The organism is Paenibacillus sp. RC334 (assembly GCF_030034735.1).
In the GTDB taxonomy this organism is placed as follows: Bacteria; Bacillota; Bacilli; order Paenibacillales; family Paenibacillaceae; genus Paenibacillus; species Paenibacillus terrae_A.
Genome location: NZ_CP125370.1, coordinates 37,647 through 57,974, shown reverse-complemented (window position 1 = coordinate 57,974; position 20,328 = coordinate 37,647). Strand labels below are relative to the sequence as shown.

The window sequence follows — 20,328 nt, the reverse complement described above, 5'->3', positions numbered from 1 at the left end:
CAGTCGGTCAAATAATAAACTTTCAACTTTTTGGTGGTTAAAATGGAAAGACACCGGCTAAGCGGTGTGCTTTCCAAGTCAAACTATTCAACTGAACAGATTCAAATCTTCTGTGCAGAACTACTATTACAATCAAAAGATACATTGAACCATGCAGACGCACGGTACATCAACTTATTCTTACGCTTGGTTGTTGGAACCGAACTCACGGATTTTACCGATAACGGTTTGTTTAATCGCTTCACGACCTGGAGCGATAAATGTACGTGGGTCATAAGCATCCGGTTTCTCAGCAAGCACTTCACGAACCACTTTCGCGAACACGATTTGGTTCTCTGTGTTTACATTGATTTTGGAAGTTCCCAGCGAGATTGCTTTTTTGATATCATGCGTTGGGATACCAGTACCACCATGCAGAACGAGTGGAAGTTTGATTGCAGCGCAGATCTCTTCCATTTCTTTGAATCCGAGGTTTGGCTCGCCTTTGTAAGGTCCGTGAACGGAACCCAGTGCAGGAGCCAATGTGTCGATACCTGTTTCGTTAACGATACGCAGACAGTCGTCAAGCTTCGCGTACATTACGTCACCTACAACATCATCCTCTTGACCGCCAACCATTCCAACTTCAGCTTCAACGGAAACGCCTTTGGAATGTGCATATTCAACAACTTTTTTCGTTGTTGCAATGTTCGTGTCGATCGGGCTGTGGGAATCATCGATCATAACAGATGTGAAACCAGCATCGATAGCTTCTTTACATTTTTCAAAGCTGGAACCGTGATCCAAATGGATCGCAACCGGAACCGTAATTTTCATATCATGAATAAGACCTTCTACCATTTTAACAACAGTGTAGAAACCGCCCATGTGGCGTGCTGCACCTTCAGATACGCCCAGGATTACCGGGGATTTTTCTTCTTCAGCAGCGCCCAGAATAGCTTGAGTCCACTCCAGGTTATTAATGTTGTATTGACCTACCGCGTATTTTCCTTCAAGTGCTTTGTTCAACATGTCTGTCATAGATACCAATGGCATGGTTACAGTCCTCCTAAGGGTGTTTGGGTTTGTCTATATTTTAGCCGACATCACATACGGGCTTATTATACCACAACCCATGTTAAATACTAAACAAGCTTTTGCACATCAACACATACGAAAATCACGCCCAGGACGCCGTTTTTTCATAGAATTGTATAAGGAGAGGATTTACTTTCAGTATTTCCCATAAACACAAACAAAAAACCCTGTTGTGTTAACAGAGTTTTCAACTAAAGTGATTCGCTTCGTCACTCCTGAGTTGCTTGTTTACGGCGATTCGCATTTCATCAATATCAAAGGGCTTGGTAAAGTGCATGAGTGCTCCCAGCTCCGTCGCCTCTTTAATCATGTCCAGTTCTCCATAAGCTGTCATCATAATAACCTTGATATCGGGATTCATGGTCTTTAGATGCTTCAAGATTTCAAGTCCGTCCATACCCGGAATTTTCATATCGAGCAGAACCAGATCAGGCGGTTCCTTTTCAACAATTTCAAGTGCAATTTTTCCGTTTGCTGCCTGAAAGGTCTCGTAACCCTCACTTCCGAACACTTCCATCAGCAAAATTCGTATTCCATTCTGGTCATCGACGATTAACACTTTTTTCTTTTCCAATGTTTTAACCTCCTAAGATCTTAAAACGAGGATCATGCAGCTATTGCCATAACAGCGTCCGATGACGTACAATATCCGTCCCATACCCTAAACTATATTCGCTCCTGCAAAAAGAAAATCCTTCTCTTATACATAATTGTGGAATATTCTTTCATAATCAGGAAGCGTGGAATAAAAAAAGACCTCCCTGAGGAGGTCTTACAGGCCACAGCATTAGCCTTGAAGCTGCAATGCCGCCTTAACAAATTCACGGAACAACGGCTGTGGACGGTTCGGACGGGAAGTGAATTCCGGATGGAATTGTACCGCCAGGAACCATGGATGCTCAGGCAGTTCCACAATTTCCACCAAACGTCCGTCCGGTGAAGTACCGGAAATGCGAAGACCTGCCTTTTCAATAACTTCACGATATTCGTTATTGAATTCATACCGATGACGGTGTCTTTCATATACCAGCTCATCGTTGTAACAAGCCGAAGCCAGCGAGCCTTCCGTCAGCTTGCACGGATACAATCCGAGACGCATGGTGCCGCCCATATCTTCGATGTCCTTTTGATCAGGCAGCAAGTCGATGACCGGGTAATCCGTAGCCGGATTGATCTCCGAGCTGTTGGCTCCATCCAGACCAGCCAGGGAACGGGCAATCTCAATGACAGATACCTGCATACCAAGGCAAATACCAAAGAACGGGATTTTCTGTTCGCGAGCATAACGGATGGTGCTGATTTTACCTTCAATTCCGCGATCGCCGAAGCCGCCCGGTACGAGAATACCACCAATGCCGCCCAGCATGTCTGCTACGTTCTCGTCCGTTACTTCTTCTGCGTTCACCCAACGGATTTTCACATCCGCATTGGCGTCAAATCCGGCGTGCGAAAGGGATTCGACCACACTTAAATAAGCATCATGCAGTGCAACGTATTTACCAACAATGGCGATTTCAACCGTTTTATCCAGCTTTCTGATCCGTTCAACAAGCCCTTCCCACTCCGTCATATCCGGTGCAGGTGTTGTCAGCTTGAGGTGATTGACTACGATCTCGTCCAAGCCTTCTTCACGCAGATTCAATGGAACCTCGTACAAAGTCGAAGCATCGCGGCATTCTACTACTGCGTTAGCATCAATATCGCAGAACAGCGCGATTTTGGCCTTCATATCGGAGGAAAGTTCATGCTCTGTACGGCAAACAATGACATTCGGTTGAATGCCGATGCTGCGCAGTTCTTTTACACTGTGCTGAGTTGGTTTGGTTTTAACCTCACCAGCAGCTTTAATATAAGGAATGAGGGTTACGTGAATGTACATTACATTCTCGCGTCCAACCTCACTTTTGAGCTGACGGATCGCTTCCAAAAATGGCAAGCTCTCGATATCGCCCACGGTACCGCCGATTTCTGTGATAATTACGTCCGAACCCGCTTCACGGCCTGCACGATATACGCGCTCCTTGATTTCATTCGTAATATGAGGAATGACTTGCACCGTACCGCCCAAATACTCTCCGCGACGCTCTTTACTGATTACGCTGGAGTATACCTTGCCTGTCGTGACATTGCTGTTCTTGGACAGATTAATATCAATAAAGCGCTCATAGTGTCCCAAGTCGAGATCCGTTTCCGCACCGTCATCCGTTACAAACACTTCACCGTGCTGGTAAGGGCTCATGGTCCCCGGATCGACATTAAGGTAAGGGTCAAATTTTTGAATCGTTACCTTCAGTCCCCTGTTCTTCAGAAGCCTTCCCAGTGAAGCTGCCGTAATCCCTTTGCCCAAGGAAGACACAACCCCGCCTGTCACAAAAATATACTTTGTCACTGTTTAAAACCCTCCTAAATAAAGTCCAAAATTCAGGCGACATTATGATGTTATCGTAACCCGTTTACACGGATTATCATCCATGAAGAAGGCAGCGGAATCATTTTCCATGCCCGCCGCCCTTAGCCCTCTTTCATGAGTGGAAACACCCTATAAAAAAACAAAAAAGCACTCCCGTAGTACGGGGCACTTTTATACAAAAAGCAAACATATAAGTGAATCAATCATAAGCCCAAGCAATAGTTTACCCCGTGTCCAATCCGCTGTCAAGGAAGTTATCTGTGTTAATTTGCCCATTGAACAAGATTGGAGGGAATCCACATAAAAGCTTCAAATCAGAAGGAGTTTCAAGAAAATGGTCATGAAAAAGGGGAGAATACATCTCCCCTTGCAGCCTGATCTTAACGAAGCGAATCATCGTCTTCTTCCGTCGACTCGTCGTCATTTTCATCTTCAGTGTCTTCCTCATCACTGAGGTCTTCATCGTCTATAACCACGTCTTCATCACTATCATCATCTTCGCCGTCGAACAGCTCTTCTTCGCCATCCTCGTCTTCACTGTCTGCATCGAAGTCGTCATCGGCGCTGTAAGTTTCTTCTTCCTCATGATAGTCCTCTTCGTCGTCATCATCTTCGTCATTAATGATACGAGGACGTTTGGCGCCTGTCAGAGTATCTTCGGATTTATCCACTGGATACCAACGTTTCAAGCCCCACAGATTCGTACCGACACAGGCGAAACGCCCGTCAATGTTGATTTCAGTATATAGCTGAGCGATAACGTCATTAATGTCTTCGTCGGACATGCCGCGCAATTTGGCGACTTCATTCATCAGGTCACGGTAATAATATGGAGTATTGGCCGCTTTCAATACCATAAATGCCAAATCCACCATTGGAGTCTCGTGGACTTTCTCCGGGTCAATCTTCAAGTTGAGTGGGGTACTCACCTAGGGACACTTCCTCTCACACGTAATTCACAAGAACATGTTTCAGAGCATACACGATACATGCAATACTAACATATCCATTATCAAAACTAAGTAAAACCTATTTGGAAGCAAATTGCAAGTTAAACATGGGTATCCGTACAATTTGCAGTAGTATGCCTTGAACAAGGCGGCGCACGTTAAAAAGACGGGGTCCCCCCCGTCTTTCGACTGTACCCGCTCCGGGAGAAGTCCCCAAAGTTGTTGCACAAGAGCTTATGCCCTCCATGTATCGTATGTGTCCACGATCACTTTGACACGACAAGCAGGCCTATTTCAATAAAAAAGGGGCAGGTTTCCCATGCCGCTGCTGACGCTTGCTCATACAATACCTCAGCATGGCTCATCGGAGGGGGACTGTCTCAAATGGACTATCCGGGTTTTTTGCAGCGTTTGCACGAGGGCATTTCGGAGCCGTCCGGCAGTGGACGGCACAAACATATCATTACGTTCGATAAGCCTCACCAATACCGGGAATGCCTGTCCTATCTCAGGAAGCTGAAACCAGAGCTTGCGGGATTACGGCAAGTACAACCGGCGCGTCTGATTCGCGCTCTGATCGCCCCGCTTTCAGGGGGAGACAGGCTGGGCAAATATCACAACGGTGTTACCGTTGAAGAAGATACGCGCATGAGGATACATGGAGGAGCGGCCCACATGCCGAGGACGGAGAAAAACCTGCCCATGCCGTGGGGGGTCAAACAGGTACGCGCATACAAGGCTTGGCCTTCCTCTACAGGAAACCGAATCAGGATTGGTGTGATCGACACAGGAGCGGATTTTCAACATCCTGATCTACGGCATTCTCTTGCCAGAGGCATCAATCTGCTTAATCGGACCATGCTGCCCTATGACGATAACGGTCACGGCACTCATATTGCCGGTACCATCGCGGCATCCAACTATGACGAGGGTATGGTTGGTGTAGCACCACAGGCGCTAATTCATCCTGTAAAAGCGTTTGACCATAACGGGGCCGCCTACGTCTCGGATATTATTCTTGGCATCGACTGGTGTGTATTGAATCGTGTCGATATCATCAATATGAGCTTCGGCATGAAATCACGCAGTAAAGCGCTGCTTGATATGGTAAACAAGGCGTACCAAAACGGTATCGTGATCGTAGCTTCCTCAGGAAACGAGGGTAAGCGTCGGAGTATTGACTACCCCGCCCGTTATTCCCAGACCATTTCGGTCGGAGCTACTGATAAATACAGACGCATCGCGCCTTTCAGCAACCGGGGACAATTTGTAGACGTGTACGCACCGGGTGAAAAGATCATTTCCTCATGGATACACGGCAAGCATCACGAAATGAGCGGCACGTCTATGGCTACTTCCCACGTGACTGGAAGTATTGCCCTGCTCCTTTCACTAAGACCGGAAATGGAGCCTGGAGAAATCAAAGCACTGCTCAAGCGTACCGCTACGCCGCTGCGCCTTCGTAAAAGCACCGGGCGCAACTCTATATCCACGAAACTTGGAGAAGTCGATGCCTTCCGACTGATGCAGGAGGGAACGAAATAACTGATGAAGTAAATGAATTACCTCTAAACGTTTAACGTTGCGCCCGGTCCCAAAGAGTGAATGGCTTTTACAGAGCTTTCCTGTTCGGTCCAGCCTTCTCTTATCAGCTCGTCACGCACAAGATCGGTCTGCGGCTTGGGCGCATGAACGAGCACAACCTGTTTACCAGGCAACTCCTTCAACATTTGCCTCACATCCGATACCCCCTGATGCACCTTGTAAATCAAATGCCGAACTATACAACAGTCATTCTGGTCTGTTTTCTGACGCGTTTTTTGATTCGTACAATCCAGCAGATGTTTACCAAAAGAACCGCTTGAAGCATGTCCCGTCAAAATAACACCGTTATGATTACTTTTTCCGCTAGCTTCACCATCCCCCGCACTCGGCGGATGATCTGATAAATACTGATAGTACCACCGCGCCCGTGGCGAATCCATCATGCCATCCCCGGTTACGATCACAGCCGAAGCATTCTGTTCCAGCAGCCGTACTCGCTCCGCAGTATCACGAGGCACAAAGATCCTGCCACTGTGCAGCACATGTTCTATCCGCACAGGTGCTTCCAGGCGCAGCCATTCTTTCAAACGGCTCAAACGCTGTAATCCCTGCCATATGTCCGGCTCTACAATCATTGCTTGTTCCGGGAACTGCTCGCTGACCCACACGATCAAATCCTGTCCCCGGCCAAAGGCGGGTACCGGAAGCAGCACATGACCACCAGAAGACAATATCTGTTCCATACCGGCCCGCAGCCGCTCCAGCTTCACAGGTTGCGGGTCTATATCCATGCCATAGGCATTATCCATAATGGAGATATCCACTAACTCGGACTCCAGCATCCATTCAGGCAGGTCATGCGCACCTCCCCAAACGGCCAAGCCCGGTACGTCGGCAGCGAGCAGCTCGGATTCGCGGCTGTAGTCTCCCGAAAAGAATAACCGCTTCCCTTCCATTTCTACCACGTACCACACTGCGCCAGCCAAATGCCCACTGCGTCCCCACATGATCCGTACATCCGGACAAGCCTCCTGCCACACCCCTAACGGCGCTTCATCCTCCAGATAACGGTAAGCAATAGATTCGATATCTCGTTCGTCGTATGGCAATTTGCCGCCTCTCGATTCTACATAAGTATGCCAGGAGCGAAAATAGGAACCTAACTGTTCCGCAGTGGCCTTTGTCGTCCAGACCTCTCCCCGGTATCCATTTTTGTACAGTAAGGGGAGCGCCATTGAATGATCTTCATGTGCATGAGACAGCAATACAGCAGTCAGCCTCTCCGCCTCCTGCGGCGGAAAAACCGGATACTGCCCGGTTCCTTCCTTTTTCACACCACAATCCAGCATGATGCGATGCTGCTTTCCTTCAAAAACATAGCAGGAACGGCCATGTTCGCCCGCTCCGCCCCAAATTCGAAGCTTGGTCATCATCATTTCCACTTTCTTTGCGAGTTTAAGCTTTCCATTAAGATCAGCAGCAGCGTGGTCAAACCGACCGATATGACCGCCATTGCCATACCAAGCGACACCTGCCCCTGTTCAAACTGGGCAAATATGTAGGTTGCAGACGTCTGGACGGATGGCGGCAAAATCAGCAGCGAGCCGACCAGTTCGCGCGAAGCAATGGTAAAGGTCATCATCCAGCCTGCCAGCATCCCCGGTAAAATCAGCGGCAGCACAATCCGTCGGAATACATAAGACGGGGCACCGCCAAACACCTGTCCTGCCTGAAAAAGAGCAGTATCTACCTGCGTAAAGGCGCTTTTGACATACTGGACTGTATAAGGAACAAACAAGACAACATACGTCAGAATGACCATACCGTACGTGTTATACAACGGAATCGGCATCCACGGCGAGTTCCACCATAAAATAAGGCCGACTACCATAACAATCCCCGGAACCGTGTTCGGAAGCAAGCTGAATGCATCCACTGTCCGCTGGAGCTTCGTACGTGAGCCGCCAATAACGAGCGCAAACCATGTGCCCAGCACAACGGCAATCGTCGATGCACCCAAAGAGAGAAATACGCTGTTCAGCAGCGCCTCCATGCTCTCTGAGCCCCAAGACAGCAGTTCCTTGTAATAATCGAGCGTAAAGTTATCCCAAGCCAAGCCGATCCCCCGCAGCTTCATGGTGGAAGCGGCGATAATTGAAAAATAAGGGATACCAATGGACGCAATTAGCAACAATAGGATAAATGTGACACTTAATCCCGTAGTCCAGACAGATACACGAAGACGGGAAGGACGAGAACCTTTACCACCTACCAGCCTGTATGTATACTTACGGTTGATTACCGATTGCACATACCACACAAGGAGACAGGCGGTTAAAAGCACCGAGGCCATTGATGTCGCCTTGCCGAAATCAATCGGCCAACTGGAAATGTATTTGTGAATTTCCGATGTCATGACTTCATACCCGATACGTCGTCCAAAGGTGGCGGGGGTTCCAAACTCGGCAATCGTTTTGACGAAAATAAGCAGTGCGCCCATTCCGTAAGCCGACAGCAGCAGCGGTAAAATGATCCGGCGGAACCTGTACAGAAAGCCACCGCCCATAACGGCTCCGGCTTCTTCCAGACTGCCGCCAATCCTGACCAGCGCACCACGCAGCAGCAGGTACAGGAACGGAAACAGATGCAGACTCATGATCATCACCATGCCGCCAAAGCTGAAAAAGAACGGGGTCAAGAAATGCAGGCTCGGAAACAACTGCTCCAAATACCCGTTTTTTTGCATAAACAAAATCCAACCCATGGACCCGATATAGGGCGGGGTCATAAACGGAATCAATAGCACCACATCCAACCAGCGCCAGCTAGCGAGACGCGTGTTGGACATGATCCACGCGAGCGGAAGTGCAAGCACCGTCGTTCCGGCAATAACACAGATGCCTAGCCAGATCGAGCCGAACAGCACACCCGCAAATCGGGATGCAGCCAACGTCTGGAAAGGCGCAGACCATTGTAATTGTCCGTCTACATACACACTTTGGATGAAAATTTGTAGTAACGGCAGCACGATCAGTAAAGCAAGCGCGATCAGAGCAAGTATTAGACTCCACGCTCTGATCTGTTTGGCGGATGAGACCCCCATCCGCTTACTTGAACATTTGCGTGAACTTCTCTGTCACGTCAGGACCATGCTCGCCCATCCATTCCCAATTGGTTTTCAGCAACGGAATCTCATCCAGATTGGCGCGCTTATCTGCTTTGACATCCGTGCGGCCCGGAAGCAAGGAAGCGTCCGCTACCAGCTTCTGTGCCTCGTCCGACAGCAGATAGTCAATGAATGCCTTGGCATTCTGCTCATGCTGCGTCGATTTGAGAATCGCCGCAGGGCGCGGGCTGATGACTGTTCCTTCCTTCGGATAAACAATGTCGATCGGCTCGCCTTTGGCTTTGGCCTTGTAAGTCATGTAATCAACCGCAGCAGCGACCATGCTTTTGGCTCCGGTAATGACCGGGTCCAGCGCTTCCTGATTGGCTCCAGCCATCGCTACGCCGTTAGCCTTGTACTGCTCGAACAACGTCCAGCCCCCATCGCCATTGGCACTCAGGTAGCCTGTCATAAAATCCAGCGCCGAACCAGACAGCGACGGATCAGGAATGTTAATTTGGTCCTTGTACTCCGGCTTCGCGAGATCGGCCCATGAAGTCGGCGGTGTCTTCACCAGCTTGGTGTTGTACGCGATACCTAATGCGGAAGCACTGGTGCTGAAGTAGTTGCCTTCCTTGTCAGACCAATCGGGATTCAGCTTGTCCGCGTTTTTGGCATCCGGGTAAGGGAGCGTGAGGCCGTCTTTTTTCAAGCCTTGCACGGACGGAAGAGATGCCAGTACCACCACGTCTGCTACCGGATTCGCCTTCTCAGCTTCCATGCGGGCCAAAATTTTACCTGTCGTTCCCTGGAACAGCTCGACCTTCACTCCGTTTTGCGCCTCATACCCCGCTACCAGCTTTTTTGCCAGCCCGTCAGGGCCTGCGCTGTAGACAACCAGCTTCTGATCTGTCGATGCCGCTCCGGCTTGTCCTGCTGATCCGGTGGCTTGCGCTCCATCCTTGGATGGTGTATCCGTTCCACAGCCTGCGACAGCCAGTCCAAAGGTCAATGTTAATGCGAGCATCGCGCCCTTTTTCCAACCTGTACGAAAAACGTGCTTGTTCATCATCTTGTGTTATACCCCTTTTCCCTATGAATCGAGTTGGTGGATGTGTTGCGGTGATACCCAAATTTGCTTTTGTTCCCCGATAGGCAAGCGGGTGGAATGATATGCAGTCCATAGCTCGCCGTTCTCTGCCAGTATACGGATTTCATAACGGTCCCCAACATAGCTGATATGACGAATCTCCACTGTAAAAGAATGCTGGTCTACTTGATCCTGTTCCCAGCGGACATGCTCGGGACGGAATAGCGTCCGTTCCGGCTCCAGCCAGTTCGATTTACCGATGAACCTAGCCACCTCTGGATGAGATGGGCGACCGTAGATCATCTCCGGTGTACCGGTCTGCAAAATATGTCCGCTTCTCATGACGACCACTTCATCGGACATTGACATGGCCTCGATCTGATCATGGGTGACGTACAGGGCAGTCAGCCCCAGATCGCGCACCAGCGACAGCATTTCGATGCGCATCTCTTCGCGAAGCACCGCGTCCAGCGCACTGAGCGGCTCGTCAAACAAGACAAGCCTCGGCCGAATGGCGACCGCGCGGGCAAAAGCGACCCGCTGCTGCTGGCCACCAGACAGCTGATGAGGATACCGATCCTCCATCCCCGACAGTCTGACTTTGCCCAGCGCCTCCAATACTGCTGTTCGCAGCTCCTTGCCACGCACGCTACCAGAACCGGGGCCTTTTCCATGCTTGTTCGCACGCAGGCCGAAGGCCACGTTTTCAAACACCGTCATATGCGGCCACAGCGCGAAATCCTGAAACACCATGCCGAAATGACGAAGATGCGCGGGAATATCCTTTTTGCGTTCAGCCGAAAAAAGAACTTCCTCTCCCATCGTGATCGTGCCGGTATCGGGCGTCTCCAGCCCTGCGATCATGCGCAGAAGCGTTGTTTTCCCGCAACCGGACGGACCGAGCAGTGTCGTGAATTGTCCCCGCCGTACGACCAGATTCGTCTCGTGCAATGCGGTCATATGGCCGAAGGTTTTACTCAACCCGTGAATATACAAATCCTGATTCATCGCATTACCTGCCTGTTCTTATGACTGACCCCAGTGTAAAGCTTGAATTCGCAGCCTGTGTTATTGGAAAGTTAAAACAAAATTAATTATTTCAATGAATTGTGTTAATACTCATAGATTTAATCTATATAGAGGGGATTGATACCGCCGCGCATGGAGCGGGCATGAGTTTCCGATCAACCTGAAAGCGAGGTATTCCAAGTGAATTTAAGTCTTTTGAAGCTGCATATTGTTGAGTTGCTGGACAAGCACCATAAAATTACCACAGTAGCCGAGCTTCTCGGCCTGAAACAACCGACCATTACCTTTCATATGAGAAATCTGGAGCAGGATTTGGGGGTGAAGCTGTTCGACACGCGTATGGGCAAAATCATCCTGACGGATGCCGGGCACGCGCTGCTCCACTATGCCGGCAAGATTAATGCGCTCGCCGCCGAGGCGGAGCGGGTTGTATGCGAGTTCGACACACTCCAGCGGGGGAGCATTCGAATCGGCGCAAGCTATGTACCAGCTACCTACGTGCTTCCTGCGGTGCTGCACCGTTTTGCCCGTGAACATCCGGGAATTCATATTGCCTTGTCCGTGAAAACTGCTCCGGTGATCAAGGACATGCTTGCCCGTCACGAAATCGACCTTGGCGTTATTTCAACAGAGCCGTTTCAAGTGCCCACGCTGGTATCGGAATCCTTGGGCGAGGATGAGCTGGTACTGATCTGCGCACCTGATCACCCGCTCGCAAGCGAAACCGATTTAATACCTGAGCGAATCGCTTCTTCCTCTTTCGTGCTGCACGGCAAGGATTCTAGCACACGCCAAATGACCGACAAATGGCTGGAGCATGGCGGACGCCGCCTCCCCTCCTATTTGGAGCTGGATTCGCTGGAGGCGATCAAACAGGCGGTCATGCTGGGAGAGCACGTCTCTTTCGTCTCCCGCATAGCTGTGCAGTCCGAGGTTGAACGCGGGATGCTGGTCATACGGCCCATTCCGGGTCAACTTGGGGAGCGGTACATTTATATGGTTAGCAATAAGGACCGCCACCGCTCGGCCCTAATCCGCCAATTTGCTGAATATTTGTTAGGGAACCAAGAATAAATCTTACCTGTCATATAGAAATTATGTTATTTTTTAACCGGAGTACCAGCTTGCCTTGACATACGACTGACATTACACCCGTAAAGTGTAGCGTGTACCCCCCATTCGGACGAACAGGAGATGATTGAATGAAAACTGGTCTTCGTATCACAAAGGCTTTGTCGGTATTCACCTTAAGTGCAGTGCTGCTTGTAACGGGATGGAAAGGTGCCGAGCCTGCACAGGCTGCCGCCAATGCCACACCAAGCTATGAGGTAAAGCTGCTGCTGGATACAGCTCAGGTGCTCAATGCGGACGGCTCTTTGAAAAGCAGCGTAGCCAACGAATTTCAAATTAGCGAAGCTGCGCAACGATTGAGCGTCGAATATTTTGACACGGATCAACTGCAATTGAACAACGAGGGCTGGAATGTCAGATTTCGCAAAAAAGAAGATAAAAAGAATTATGAATTAACCTACAAGAAGCGGTACACGGTCACGAACGGAGATATCAACGCGGCTCTCAACCAAGCGAATAAAGAAGGCTTCAGTGCATCCGACGATAACTACGATGCTGAGGTGGATTGGGGTTATAGCAAGCAGACGCTGAGCTTTTCCAATGATAAAAAAACGAACGCTTCCAAAGGATTAACTCTTCCTTACCCGGACCAGGCGTTAAAGCAACTATTGGACAATCTTCCGGGCAAGCTGCAAAACTGGAAAACCAGCAATTGGGGCAAACAAACCCTGGCAGACTCCAGAGTACGCGGTCCTGTACAGGTCAGCAAATATGGAGGAAGCTTTCAAGGATTGGATACCGACGTTGAAGTCTGGCCTATCCGCAGTGCGAACGGATCAGGTACAGATACCATCATTGAAATCTCCTTCAAAACCTCGGACTACAGCGTTGCCGCCAGCAATCGTACCAAGCTGATCAATCTGCTGCAATCCAAAGGATGGCTGGTTCCTGCCGATTCCCTGAAAACGAATTTGGTGCTGGAACGCTACTAAGCTGCTCGAACCAAAAAAGGAACCGAACGTGCCACCCTGCTGGGGATGGTACGGACGGTTCCTTTTATCGTTAAAGTGGTTTGCTTACATGCGTTCCGGTGCAGACACGCCTACCAGCTTCAGCACATTGGCAATGGTGGTGCGGACCGCGCCAAACAGCGCCAAGCGGGCCTGCGTTTGAGCGGCATCCTCAGTGATAACGCGCTCTGCTTTATAGTAGCTGTGGAACAACGATGCCAGCTCGTAGACGTAGCGAATCATACGGTGTGGCGCAAAGCTCGCAGCCGCTACCGATACTTCCTCCGGCAGCTCGCCGATTTTGCGCAACAGGTCGTACTCATGCTCAGCCGTCAGTTTGGACAGATCAACCTCTGCCAACGGCAGTACGGCAATTCCTTGCTCCTCGGCTTGACGGTATACGCTGCACGCCCGCGCGTGGGCATATTGCACGTAGAATACCGGATTTTCATTGGAAGTGGAAATCGCCAAATCCATGTCAAAATCCAAATGTGAATCCATGCTGCGCATCGTGAAGAAGTAACGGATCGCGTCTACGCCCACTTCTTCCATCAGGTCTTCCATCGTCACGGCCTTGCCGGTACGCTTGGACATTTTTACCTTTTCCCCGTTTTGGAACAGGCTGACCATTTGGGCAATCAGCACTTTGAGCTTATCCGGGTCGTTGCCCAGTGCTTCCATAGCTGCTTTCATCCGTGGAATGTAGCCGTGGTGATCCGCTCCCCAAATGTTGATGATTGTGTCATACCCACGGGCATATTTGTCGCGATGGTAAGCGATATCCGGGGTCAGGTACGTGTATGTACCGTCATTTTTGATTAAGACACGGTCTTTATCGTCGCCGTACTTGGTTGTGTTCAGCCATGTGGCTCCGTCCTTCTCGTAAATCTCCTCACGGTCACGCAGCTCGTTCAGCGCTTTAAGCACTTCACCGTTCTCATACAGCGATGTTTCGCTGAACCAGGAGTCAAAAGGTACACGGAACAGTTCCAGATCGCGCTTGATCTTGTTCAGTTCCTTTTCCAGACCATAGTCACGGAAATAAGCTGCGCGGTCGCCTGGTGTCAAAGACAGCAGGGAATCGCCCTTCTCGGCCACCAGTTCCTTGGCAAAGCCGATGATGTCCTCACCGTGATACCCGTCCTCCGGCATCTCCGCAGGCTGTCCCAGCTCTTGCAAATAACGCGCCTCAATTGAGCGGCTCATGTTGTAAATCTGGTTACCCGCATCATTAATGTAGTATTCACGAGTTACTTTGTATCCAGCAAAATCAAGCACATTGCAGAGGGCATCCCCTACTGCCGCACCGCGCGCATGGCCCAAGTGCAGGCTACCTGTCGGGTTCGCACTGACGAACTCGATTTGTACCTTTTTGCCTGCACCTTCCTGCACACGTCCGTAATCTGCTCCCTGCTCCTGCACCTGTTTAATGACATCATACAGATAGCTCTTGTTCAGGCGGAAGTTAATAAAGCCCGGTCCGGCAATTTCCGCGCTTTCAATTGAAGCGGCAGCCAAGTCCATATTTGCGATCAAATCTTCTGCAATTTGACGCGGGTTTTTCTTCGCAATGCGGGTGAGCTGCATCGCAGCGTTTGTAGCCAAATCACCGTGCGACTTGTCCTTCGGCACCTCCAGCGTAATCGTCGGCAGCTCTTCGCGGCTCACGATTCCGGCAGCCAGTACCGCTACCTCGATAGCTGAGGTCACCTTTAGATTAATGAGTTCCAGTGGATTGCTTGTCATGATTGTTGCTCCTCCTGTATATGCAAACTGATGGCAAAATGCCCCGAGAAATCCTCAAATACGTACAGATCATAAGTCCAGCTCACATGTCCGGTAAACCCGTCCATTCGAATATCGAGCTTCTGCGTATGCGCAGACATGTTCAGGCTTAAATAAGGCGATCGGTAAAATCCAGGCAATCTTCGTCCCAGAGCAAACGACTGCTCTGATTGCACTTCGCCGTGACGGATCAGCTTCAACTCATCCGGTCCGATTTTGACCGTGTTCCGTGTCGTTCCGCCCTCAGGTCCCTCTTGGGGCTCATCGTACCTTATATATAGATGCTTCCCACGCATGATGGCTTCTCCGGGAAGCTCCTGCACCACATCTTCTCCGTCGTGATGACTATGAAGACGGATTTGGACCTTTGCATTGTGTGGCATGTGTTCAAACTCCATTCTATCGCTATCCTACTGTACTACTATATCCAGTTCCCGTTTGCAATTCAAATGAGATTTTACAAAAAGATGCTTTCATCCACAAAAAAAACAGCTACTGTGGAGTGACTCCATCGGGTGCTTGGCTAAAGCTTTCGATAAATCGGGAAGCCAGAGAAGACATGTACTTATCCTTGAGCCAGACAGCCGCCACACGAGTATGCAATTCTTCACACATAATTTCCTTCACAATTAACTGGTTATTGCTGCCTAGAGACAGCGCGGACCGCGAAATCATACCGATACCCAGTCCTTCATTAGCCCAGTGAAGCGTAGTGCGGGCATCATCGTTTTTGCAAAAGAAATTCGGCTCAAAGCCATGCTTCATGCAGGCATCGTGGATCAATTGCTCAAAGCGGCGGTATATGATTAGCGGTCTGTTTTTCAAGTCAGACAGTGGAATCGTCTTCTGGTCAGGGTTCCAGTCATGCTCTTCTGTCATCACCGCGACCATCGGCTCGGAGGCTGCATATCTGCACCCCAGATCGGTGGTGTTGAACGGCGTTCTGACGATACCGACCTCTACAATCCCCTTGTTCAACAGATCGAGGATCATGAACGTGTTTCCCTCATGAATTTCAAATTTTACGCCCGCATAGGTTTTGTGAAATTCGGAAAGCCTGTCTTTCATCAGAGCTGCGCCGGAAGAAGAGACGGTTCCAATCGTGAGCGTTCCCTTCATACCCATAGCAAAATCGTTTATTTCCCTCGTCGTGGCATCCGTCAGCTCCAAAATCTGCTTGGCCCTGTTCTGCAAAATGATTCCGGCCTCTGTCAGATGAATGCTTCGCGAGCCTCGATGCATGAGCTTTACACCAAGCTCCTCCTCCAGCTGCATGAGCTGCTGACTGAGGGGAGGTTGTGCGATTTGCAGCTTTTTAGCTGCCGCTGTGATTTGTCCCGCCTCTGCAATCGCCAAAAAATACTTGAGATGTCTCAATTCCATCATGGACCTCCGGTACTGATATATGTAAAACCTATACCTCTAATATATATTAAATATTATTCATATGGTTTGGGATATGCCATAATCATATTCAGTTATCAGATTGGGTCAACGGGCTTTATACAATATTCAGGTTAGGTGATGGTTTATTTGCTGAAATTTGCTGTTTTTTTGAAGCCTTATAAGAAGGAAAGTATTCTTGGACCTCTGTTTAAACTGATTGAGGCGATTTTGGAATTATTGCTGCCCACCATGGTAGCCCTAATGATCAATCATGGTGTTGGCAAAGGAGATACCCATTATGTTTGGCAGATGGGTCTTTTGATGTTGCTTATGACCGTGCTGGGCTTTGGCAGTTCAATGGTGTGCCAGTTCTACGCAGCCCGGGCCTCTCAAGGATTCGGAACGACGCTGCGCAATACGATGTTTAAGCACATTTCATCGTTCTCTTATGCCGATCTGGATAAGTTTGGTACACCCTCACTCATCAATCGGATCACGAACGATGTGAATCAGCTCCAGACGGCTGTGGCGATGCTGATTCGTCTGGTCATTCGCGCTCCTTTTATTTGCATTGGGGCTATTATCATGTCGATGATCCTGGACTTTCGCCTCGCTTTGGTACTGTTAGCGGCTACGCCAATTCTGGCTTTGATCCTGTATCTGGTGATCACGAAGGCTTCGCCCCTGTACCGCCAGTATCAGAAAAAGCTGGACAACATCGCTCTTGTGCTAAGCGAAAATCTTACAGGGGTAAGAGTCATACGAGCCTTTGCCAAAAGAGGAACCGAACGGGTCAAGTTCAATACAGCCTCGGATGACCTGACCCAAACCGCCATCCGTGTTGGGCGCATTTCCGCTTTGCTCAGCCCCGCCACACTGCTGGTGGTCAACGGAGCCATTATTGCGATTCTGTGGGTCGGCGGCATTCATATTCAATATGGATCTCTTACTCAAGGGGAGATTATTGCTTTTATTAATTATATCACGCAGATCTTGCTGGCTCTGATCGTGGTGACCAATCTAATTATTCTGTTCACCAAGGCTGCAACCTCGGCTGCACGGATTCAGGAGGTTCTGGATACACAAGCTTCGATCTCCGATGTGACTACGGCTACAGGCCGGGCTGGTTCAGATGAGCAGGGCACCGTACCGGCCATCGCTTTTGATCACGTCTCCTTCGGATACAACCAAACGGGACAATTGGCGCTGAGCGATGTTACCGTAGACATCTTCCCCGGTGAAACGGTCGGTATCATCGGAGCGACGGGTTCGGGGAAATCTACATTTGGGAATCTCATTCCCCGGTTCTATGATGCGGTGAAGGGGCATGTTCAGGTCGATGGCATCGATGTTCGCCAATATAAGCTTGAGCAATTGCGGCAGAAAATCGGGATTGTTCCACAGAAGGCGCTGCTGTTTACCGGCACCATAGCGGATAATATTCGTTGGGGTCATGAACACGCCACCGATGAGGAAGTCGCCCGAGCCGCAGCCATCGCGCAAGCGGATGAGTTCATTTCCAATCTGCCCGAAAAATACGATGCTCCGATTGCCCGGGGGGGCCTTAATCTGTCGGGAGGTCAAAAGCAACGTCTAACCATTGCCAGAGCTATTGCAGGGAATCCGCAAATCCTCATTTTGGATGATTCATCAAGTGCACTCGATTTTGCAACCGATGCCGCCTTGCGTAAATCGTTACGGGAAAATAGCAGCAGCATGACCGTCCTGCTTGTCTCGCAACGGGTCAGCAGCGTACAGCATGCTGATAAAATTATTGTGTTTGATGAAGGGCGGATTGTCGGTGTCGGCACACACGAACAGTTGATGAGCAGCTCAGATGTATATCAGGAAATTAACCATTCCCAGCTCTCAACGCAGGAGGTAGACCAATGAGCGGTAAAGAAACCTGGAGAAGATTGTTAACCTATGTGGGTCAATATAAAAAATCAGCATTTTGGGTCATTGTCAGCGCAATTCTCAGCGTGCTTGCCAGTCTGATCGGTCCCTATATGATCGGTCAGGCCATCGACCATATGGTAGATAAGGGAGTGGTGGATTTTAGAGGAATTGCGCACATTCTTGCCGGATTAGGCATGGTGTATACCGTAGGCAGCTTGTTTAGCTGGCTGCTCACCTATTTAACGAACCGTATTGCTTATCAGACGGTCAATGATATGCGGCGGGAGTTATTTGATCATTTTAATATCCTGCCGTTAAGCTTCCACGACAATCACCCGCAAGGTGACAGCATCAGCCGTTTTGTGAACGATATGGACGCTGTGTCAGATGGATTGCTGCAAGGCTTCTCTACTTTGATTACCGGGGTTATTACGATTATAGGCTCGATTGTGCTCATGCTGTATATCAGTCCGATCATGACGCTGGTCGTGCTGGTGTCAGCCCCGGTTACGTATGGCGTGGCACGGTTTATTACCACACGATCCCAACGCATGTTCCGCGAACAGGCCCAAATTTTAGGGAGTCTGAATGGTTATGTGGAGGAAATGATTGGCGGACAGCGGGTGGTTACAGCCTTTCATTATGAAAACCGTTCGTTTGAGGAGTTCGCCGCCAGAAATGACCAATTGTATCAAGCCGGGGTGAAATCACAGTTTTATGGATCATTGTCCAATCCCTCCACCCGGCTGGTGAACAACATGACCTTCTCGGTCACGGCGATGATCGGTTGTATATCCATCATTTTGGGTGTGATTTCGGTAGGGGGATTATCAAGTTTTCTGATCTATACGAATCTGTTTGCCAAGCCTTTTAATGAAATTACGGGTGTGCTGACCCAATTCCAAGCGGCTACGGCTTCTGCCCAGCGCATATTCGCTATTTTGGACTCACCCCCTGAGCAGCCGCAAAAATCGAACGCCGTACAATTGGAACGCAGCAAAGGCACAATTCTTTTTGATCATGTCAAATTCTCCTATACCTCGGAGCGTACGCTCATTACGAACTTTAGTCTGGAGGTTAAGCCGGGTACCCGTGTTGCGATTGTCGGGCAGACCGGAGCTGGTAAAACAACGCTCGTTAACCTGCTCATGCGCTTTTATGATGTGGACAGCGGTTCGATATCCATCGACGGGGTGAATATCAACGATATGAGCCGGGACAGCCTGCGGACTAATTTTGGCATGGTGCTTCAGGATACATGGCTGTTCAGCGGTACGATTCGGGACAATATCGCTTACGGAAAGCCGGAAGCGACCGAAGAAGAAATTATCGCGGCTGCGACGGCTGCCAATGCACATAGCTTCATCAAGCGGCTGCCACATGGCTACGATACGGTCATCAGCGGTTCAGGCGACAGCCTGTCGCAAGGTCAAAAGCAGTTGCTCACCATCGCTCGGGTAATCCTCGTCGATCCACCTATGCTCATTCTGGATGAAGCGACCAGCAGTATAGACACCCTGACAGAAGCGCGTATTCAGAAGGCGTTTATGAAAATGATTGCTGGACGCACCAGCTTTGTGATCGCCCACAGACTATCGACCATCCGCGAAGCGGATCTGATTTTATATATGAAAAACGGTGATGTCGTCGAAAGCGGAACCCATGAGGGCCTGCTTGCAAGCGGGGGGCATTATGCCTCGCTCTATAACAGCCAGTTCACTACGGCCTAGCAGACTGACCGGATGCGGTCCAGGTGAACTTAAACGCGAGGTTGGCTGAACGCCGTGAGGGCTACACACGAGCAAAAATTGCCCTTATCCAACGTATTGTCAACCTGGCTCGAATAGAACGGGGACTCCCTCTTCAAAAAGTATGAGACTAGTTGTGATGAACAGACCCGTTCCTCTCCTGATCAATTCCACTATTCTGCCCAATGGTTAAACAACGAAAAAGGAGCCAAATAAGCTTGT

Annotated in this window: 16 protein-coding genes; 5 read left to right on the top strand and 11 right to left on the bottom strand. The window is 49.7% G+C overall.

Features of this window, described 5'->3' with window-relative positions; all coding sequences use genetic code 11:
- Positions 1–180: 180 nt before the first annotated feature.
- The 4 genes from fba to rpoE form a co-directional block, all read right to left on the bottom strand.
- Positions 181–1,035, bottom strand: coding sequence for a class II fructose-1,6-bisphosphate aldolase (gene fba / locus QMK20_RS00275; protein WP_044646876.1), 855 nt, complete (start codon positions 1,033–1,035; stop codon positions 181–183).
- A gap of 229 nt (positions 1,036–1,264) precedes the next feature.
- Entirely contained in the window at positions 1,265–1,651 is a 387-nt protein-coding gene (locus QMK20_RS00270) for a response regulator (RefSeq protein ID WP_283654121.1), read from the bottom strand.
- Positions 1,652–1,864: 213 nt separating this feature from the next.
- Complete coding sequence (locus QMK20_RS00265; protein ID WP_014279132.1) at positions 1,865–3,466, bottom strand: CTP synthase; 1,602 nt, start codon at positions 3,464–3,466, stop codon at positions 1,865–1,867.
- Between the two features lie 401 nt (positions 3,467–3,867).
- Entirely contained in the window at positions 3,868–4,416 is a 549-nt protein-coding gene (gene rpoE, locus QMK20_RS00260; protein WP_044646873.1) for a DNA-directed RNA polymerase subunit delta, read from the bottom strand.
- Between the two features lie 405 nt (positions 4,417–4,821).
- Between rpoE and QMK20_RS00255 the strand changes: the two genes are divergently transcribed.
- A complete protein-coding gene (locus QMK20_RS00255) occupies positions 4,822–5,982 on the top strand; it encodes a S8 family peptidase (RefSeq protein WP_283654120.1) in 1,161 nt (386 codons plus the stop codon).
- 23 nt (positions 5,983–6,005) lie between these two features.
- On the opposite strand, the gene QMK20_RS00250 is transcribed toward QMK20_RS00255, so the two are convergent.
- The 4 genes from QMK20_RS00250 to QMK20_RS00235 are packed head-to-tail and all read right to left on the bottom strand — an operon-like array spanning position 6,006 to position 11,186.
- The gene (locus QMK20_RS00250) at positions 6,006–7,418 is read right to left on the bottom strand and encodes an MBL fold metallo-hydrolase (RefSeq protein WP_283654119.1); all 1,413 of its coding nucleotides are present in this window, start codon (positions 7,416–7,418) and stop codon (positions 6,006–6,008) included.
- Positions 7,415–9,085, bottom strand: a complete 1,671-nt coding sequence (locus tag QMK20_RS00245) for an ABC transporter permease (protein ID WP_283654118.1) — start codon at positions 9,083–9,085, stop codon at positions 7,415–7,417. The genes QMK20_RS00250 and QMK20_RS00245 overlap by 4 nt, the downstream gene beginning before the upstream one ends.
- A gap of 4 nt (positions 9,086–9,089) precedes the next feature.
- On the bottom strand, positions 9,090–10,160 hold the full coding sequence (locus QMK20_RS00240) for an ABC transporter substrate-binding protein (protein ID WP_283654117.1): 1,071 nt from the start codon (positions 10,158–10,160) through the stop codon (positions 9,090–9,092).
- Between the two features lie 21 nt (positions 10,161–10,181).
- A complete protein-coding gene (locus QMK20_RS00235; RefSeq protein WP_283654116.1) occupies positions 10,182–11,186 on the bottom strand; it encodes an ABC transporter ATP-binding protein in 1,005 nt (334 codons plus the stop codon).
- A gap of 201 nt (positions 11,187–11,387) precedes the next feature.
- On the opposite strand from QMK20_RS00235, the gene QMK20_RS00230 reads away from it, so the two are divergent.
- Both QMK20_RS00230 and QMK20_RS00225 read left to right on the top strand, forming a co-directional pair.
- Positions 11,388–12,281 (top strand): LysR family transcriptional regulator, encoded by an 894-nt coding sequence (locus QMK20_RS00230; RefSeq protein ID WP_283654115.1) that lies wholly within the window; start codon positions 11,388–11,390, stop codon positions 12,279–12,281.
- A gap of 128 nt (positions 12,282–12,409) precedes the next feature.
- A complete protein-coding gene (locus QMK20_RS00225) occupies positions 12,410–13,270 on the top strand; it encodes a hypothetical protein (protein ID WP_283654114.1) in 861 nt (286 codons plus the stop codon).
- A gap of 84 nt (positions 13,271–13,354) precedes the next feature.
- Here QMK20_RS00225 and argS read toward each other — a convergent pair whose 3' ends face one another.
- The 3 genes from argS to QMK20_RS00210 all read right to left on the bottom strand — a co-directional run bounded on the left by argS (position 13,355) and on the right by QMK20_RS00210 (position 16,456).
- Positions 13,355–15,034, bottom strand: a complete 1,680-nt coding sequence (gene argS / locus QMK20_RS00220) for an arginine--tRNA ligase (RefSeq protein ID WP_283654113.1) — start codon at positions 15,032–15,034, stop codon at positions 13,355–13,357.
- Complete coding sequence (locus QMK20_RS00215) at positions 15,031–15,471, bottom strand: YwiB family protein (protein WP_014279122.1); 441 nt, start codon at positions 15,469–15,471, stop codon at positions 15,031–15,033. Before QMK20_RS00215 ends, argS begins: the two co-directional genes overlap by 4 nt.
- 94 nt (positions 15,472–15,565) lie before the next feature.
- A complete protein-coding gene (locus tag QMK20_RS00210) occupies positions 15,566–16,456 on the bottom strand; it encodes a LysR family transcriptional regulator (protein WP_283656164.1) in 891 nt (296 codons plus the stop codon).
- 150 nt (positions 16,457–16,606) lie between these two features.
- On the opposite strand from QMK20_RS00210, the gene QMK20_RS00205 reads away from it, so the two are divergent.
- Together QMK20_RS00205 and QMK20_RS00200 are read left to right on the top strand one after the other, a co-directional pair.
- The gene (locus tag QMK20_RS00205; RefSeq protein ID WP_283654112.1) at positions 16,607–18,352 is read left to right on the top strand and encodes an ABC transporter ATP-binding protein; all 1,746 of its coding nucleotides are present in this window, start codon (positions 16,607–16,609) and stop codon (positions 18,350–18,352) included.
- On the top strand, positions 18,349–20,088 hold the full coding sequence (locus QMK20_RS00200) for an ABC transporter ATP-binding protein (protein WP_283654111.1): 1,740 nt from the start codon (positions 18,349–18,351) through the stop codon (positions 20,086–20,088). The genes QMK20_RS00205 and QMK20_RS00200 overlap by 4 nt, the downstream gene beginning before the upstream one ends.
- Positions 20,089–20,328: the final 240 nt, after the last annotated feature.

Coding starts and splice junctions, on each gene's coding strand:
- QMK20_RS00240 (WP_283654117.1), bottom strand. CDS start 10,160: ATGATGAACAAGCACGTTTTTCGTACAGGTTGGAAAAAGGGCGCGATG.
- fba (WP_044646876.1), bottom strand. CDS start 1,035: ATGCCATTGGTATCTATGACAGACATGTTGAACAAAGCACTTGAAGGA.
- QMK20_RS00235 (WP_283654116.1), bottom strand. CDS start 11,186: ATGAATCAGGATTTGTATATTCACGGGTTGAGTAAAACCTTCGGCCAT.
- QMK20_RS00255 (WP_283654120.1), top strand. CDS start 4,822: ATGGACTATCCGGGTTTTTTGCAGCGTTTGCACGAGGGCATTTCGGAG.
- QMK20_RS00245 (WP_283654118.1), bottom strand. CDS start 9,085: ATGGGGGTCTCATCCGCCAAACAGATCAGAGCGTGGAGTCTAATACTT.
- argS (WP_283654113.1), bottom strand. CDS start 15,034: ATGACAAGCAATCCACTGGAACTCATTAATCTAAAGGTGACCTCAGCT.
- QMK20_RS00250 (WP_283654119.1), bottom strand. CDS start 7,418: ATGATGATGACCAAGCTTCGAATTTGGGGCGGAGCGGGCGAACATGGC.
- QMK20_RS00225 (WP_283654114.1), top strand. CDS start 12,410: ATGAAAACTGGTCTTCGTATCACAAAGGCTTTGTCGGTATTCACCTTA.
- QMK20_RS00210 (WP_283656164.1), bottom strand. CDS start 16,456: ATGGAATTGAGACATCTCAAGTATTTTTTGGCGATTGCAGAGGCGGGA.
- QMK20_RS00200 (WP_283654111.1), top strand. CDS start 18,349: ATGAGCGGTAAAGAAACCTGGAGAAGATTGTTAACCTATGTGGGTCAA.
- QMK20_RS00215 (WP_014279122.1), bottom strand. CDS start 15,471: ATGGAGTTTGAACACATGCCACACAATGCAAAGGTCCAAATCCGTCTT.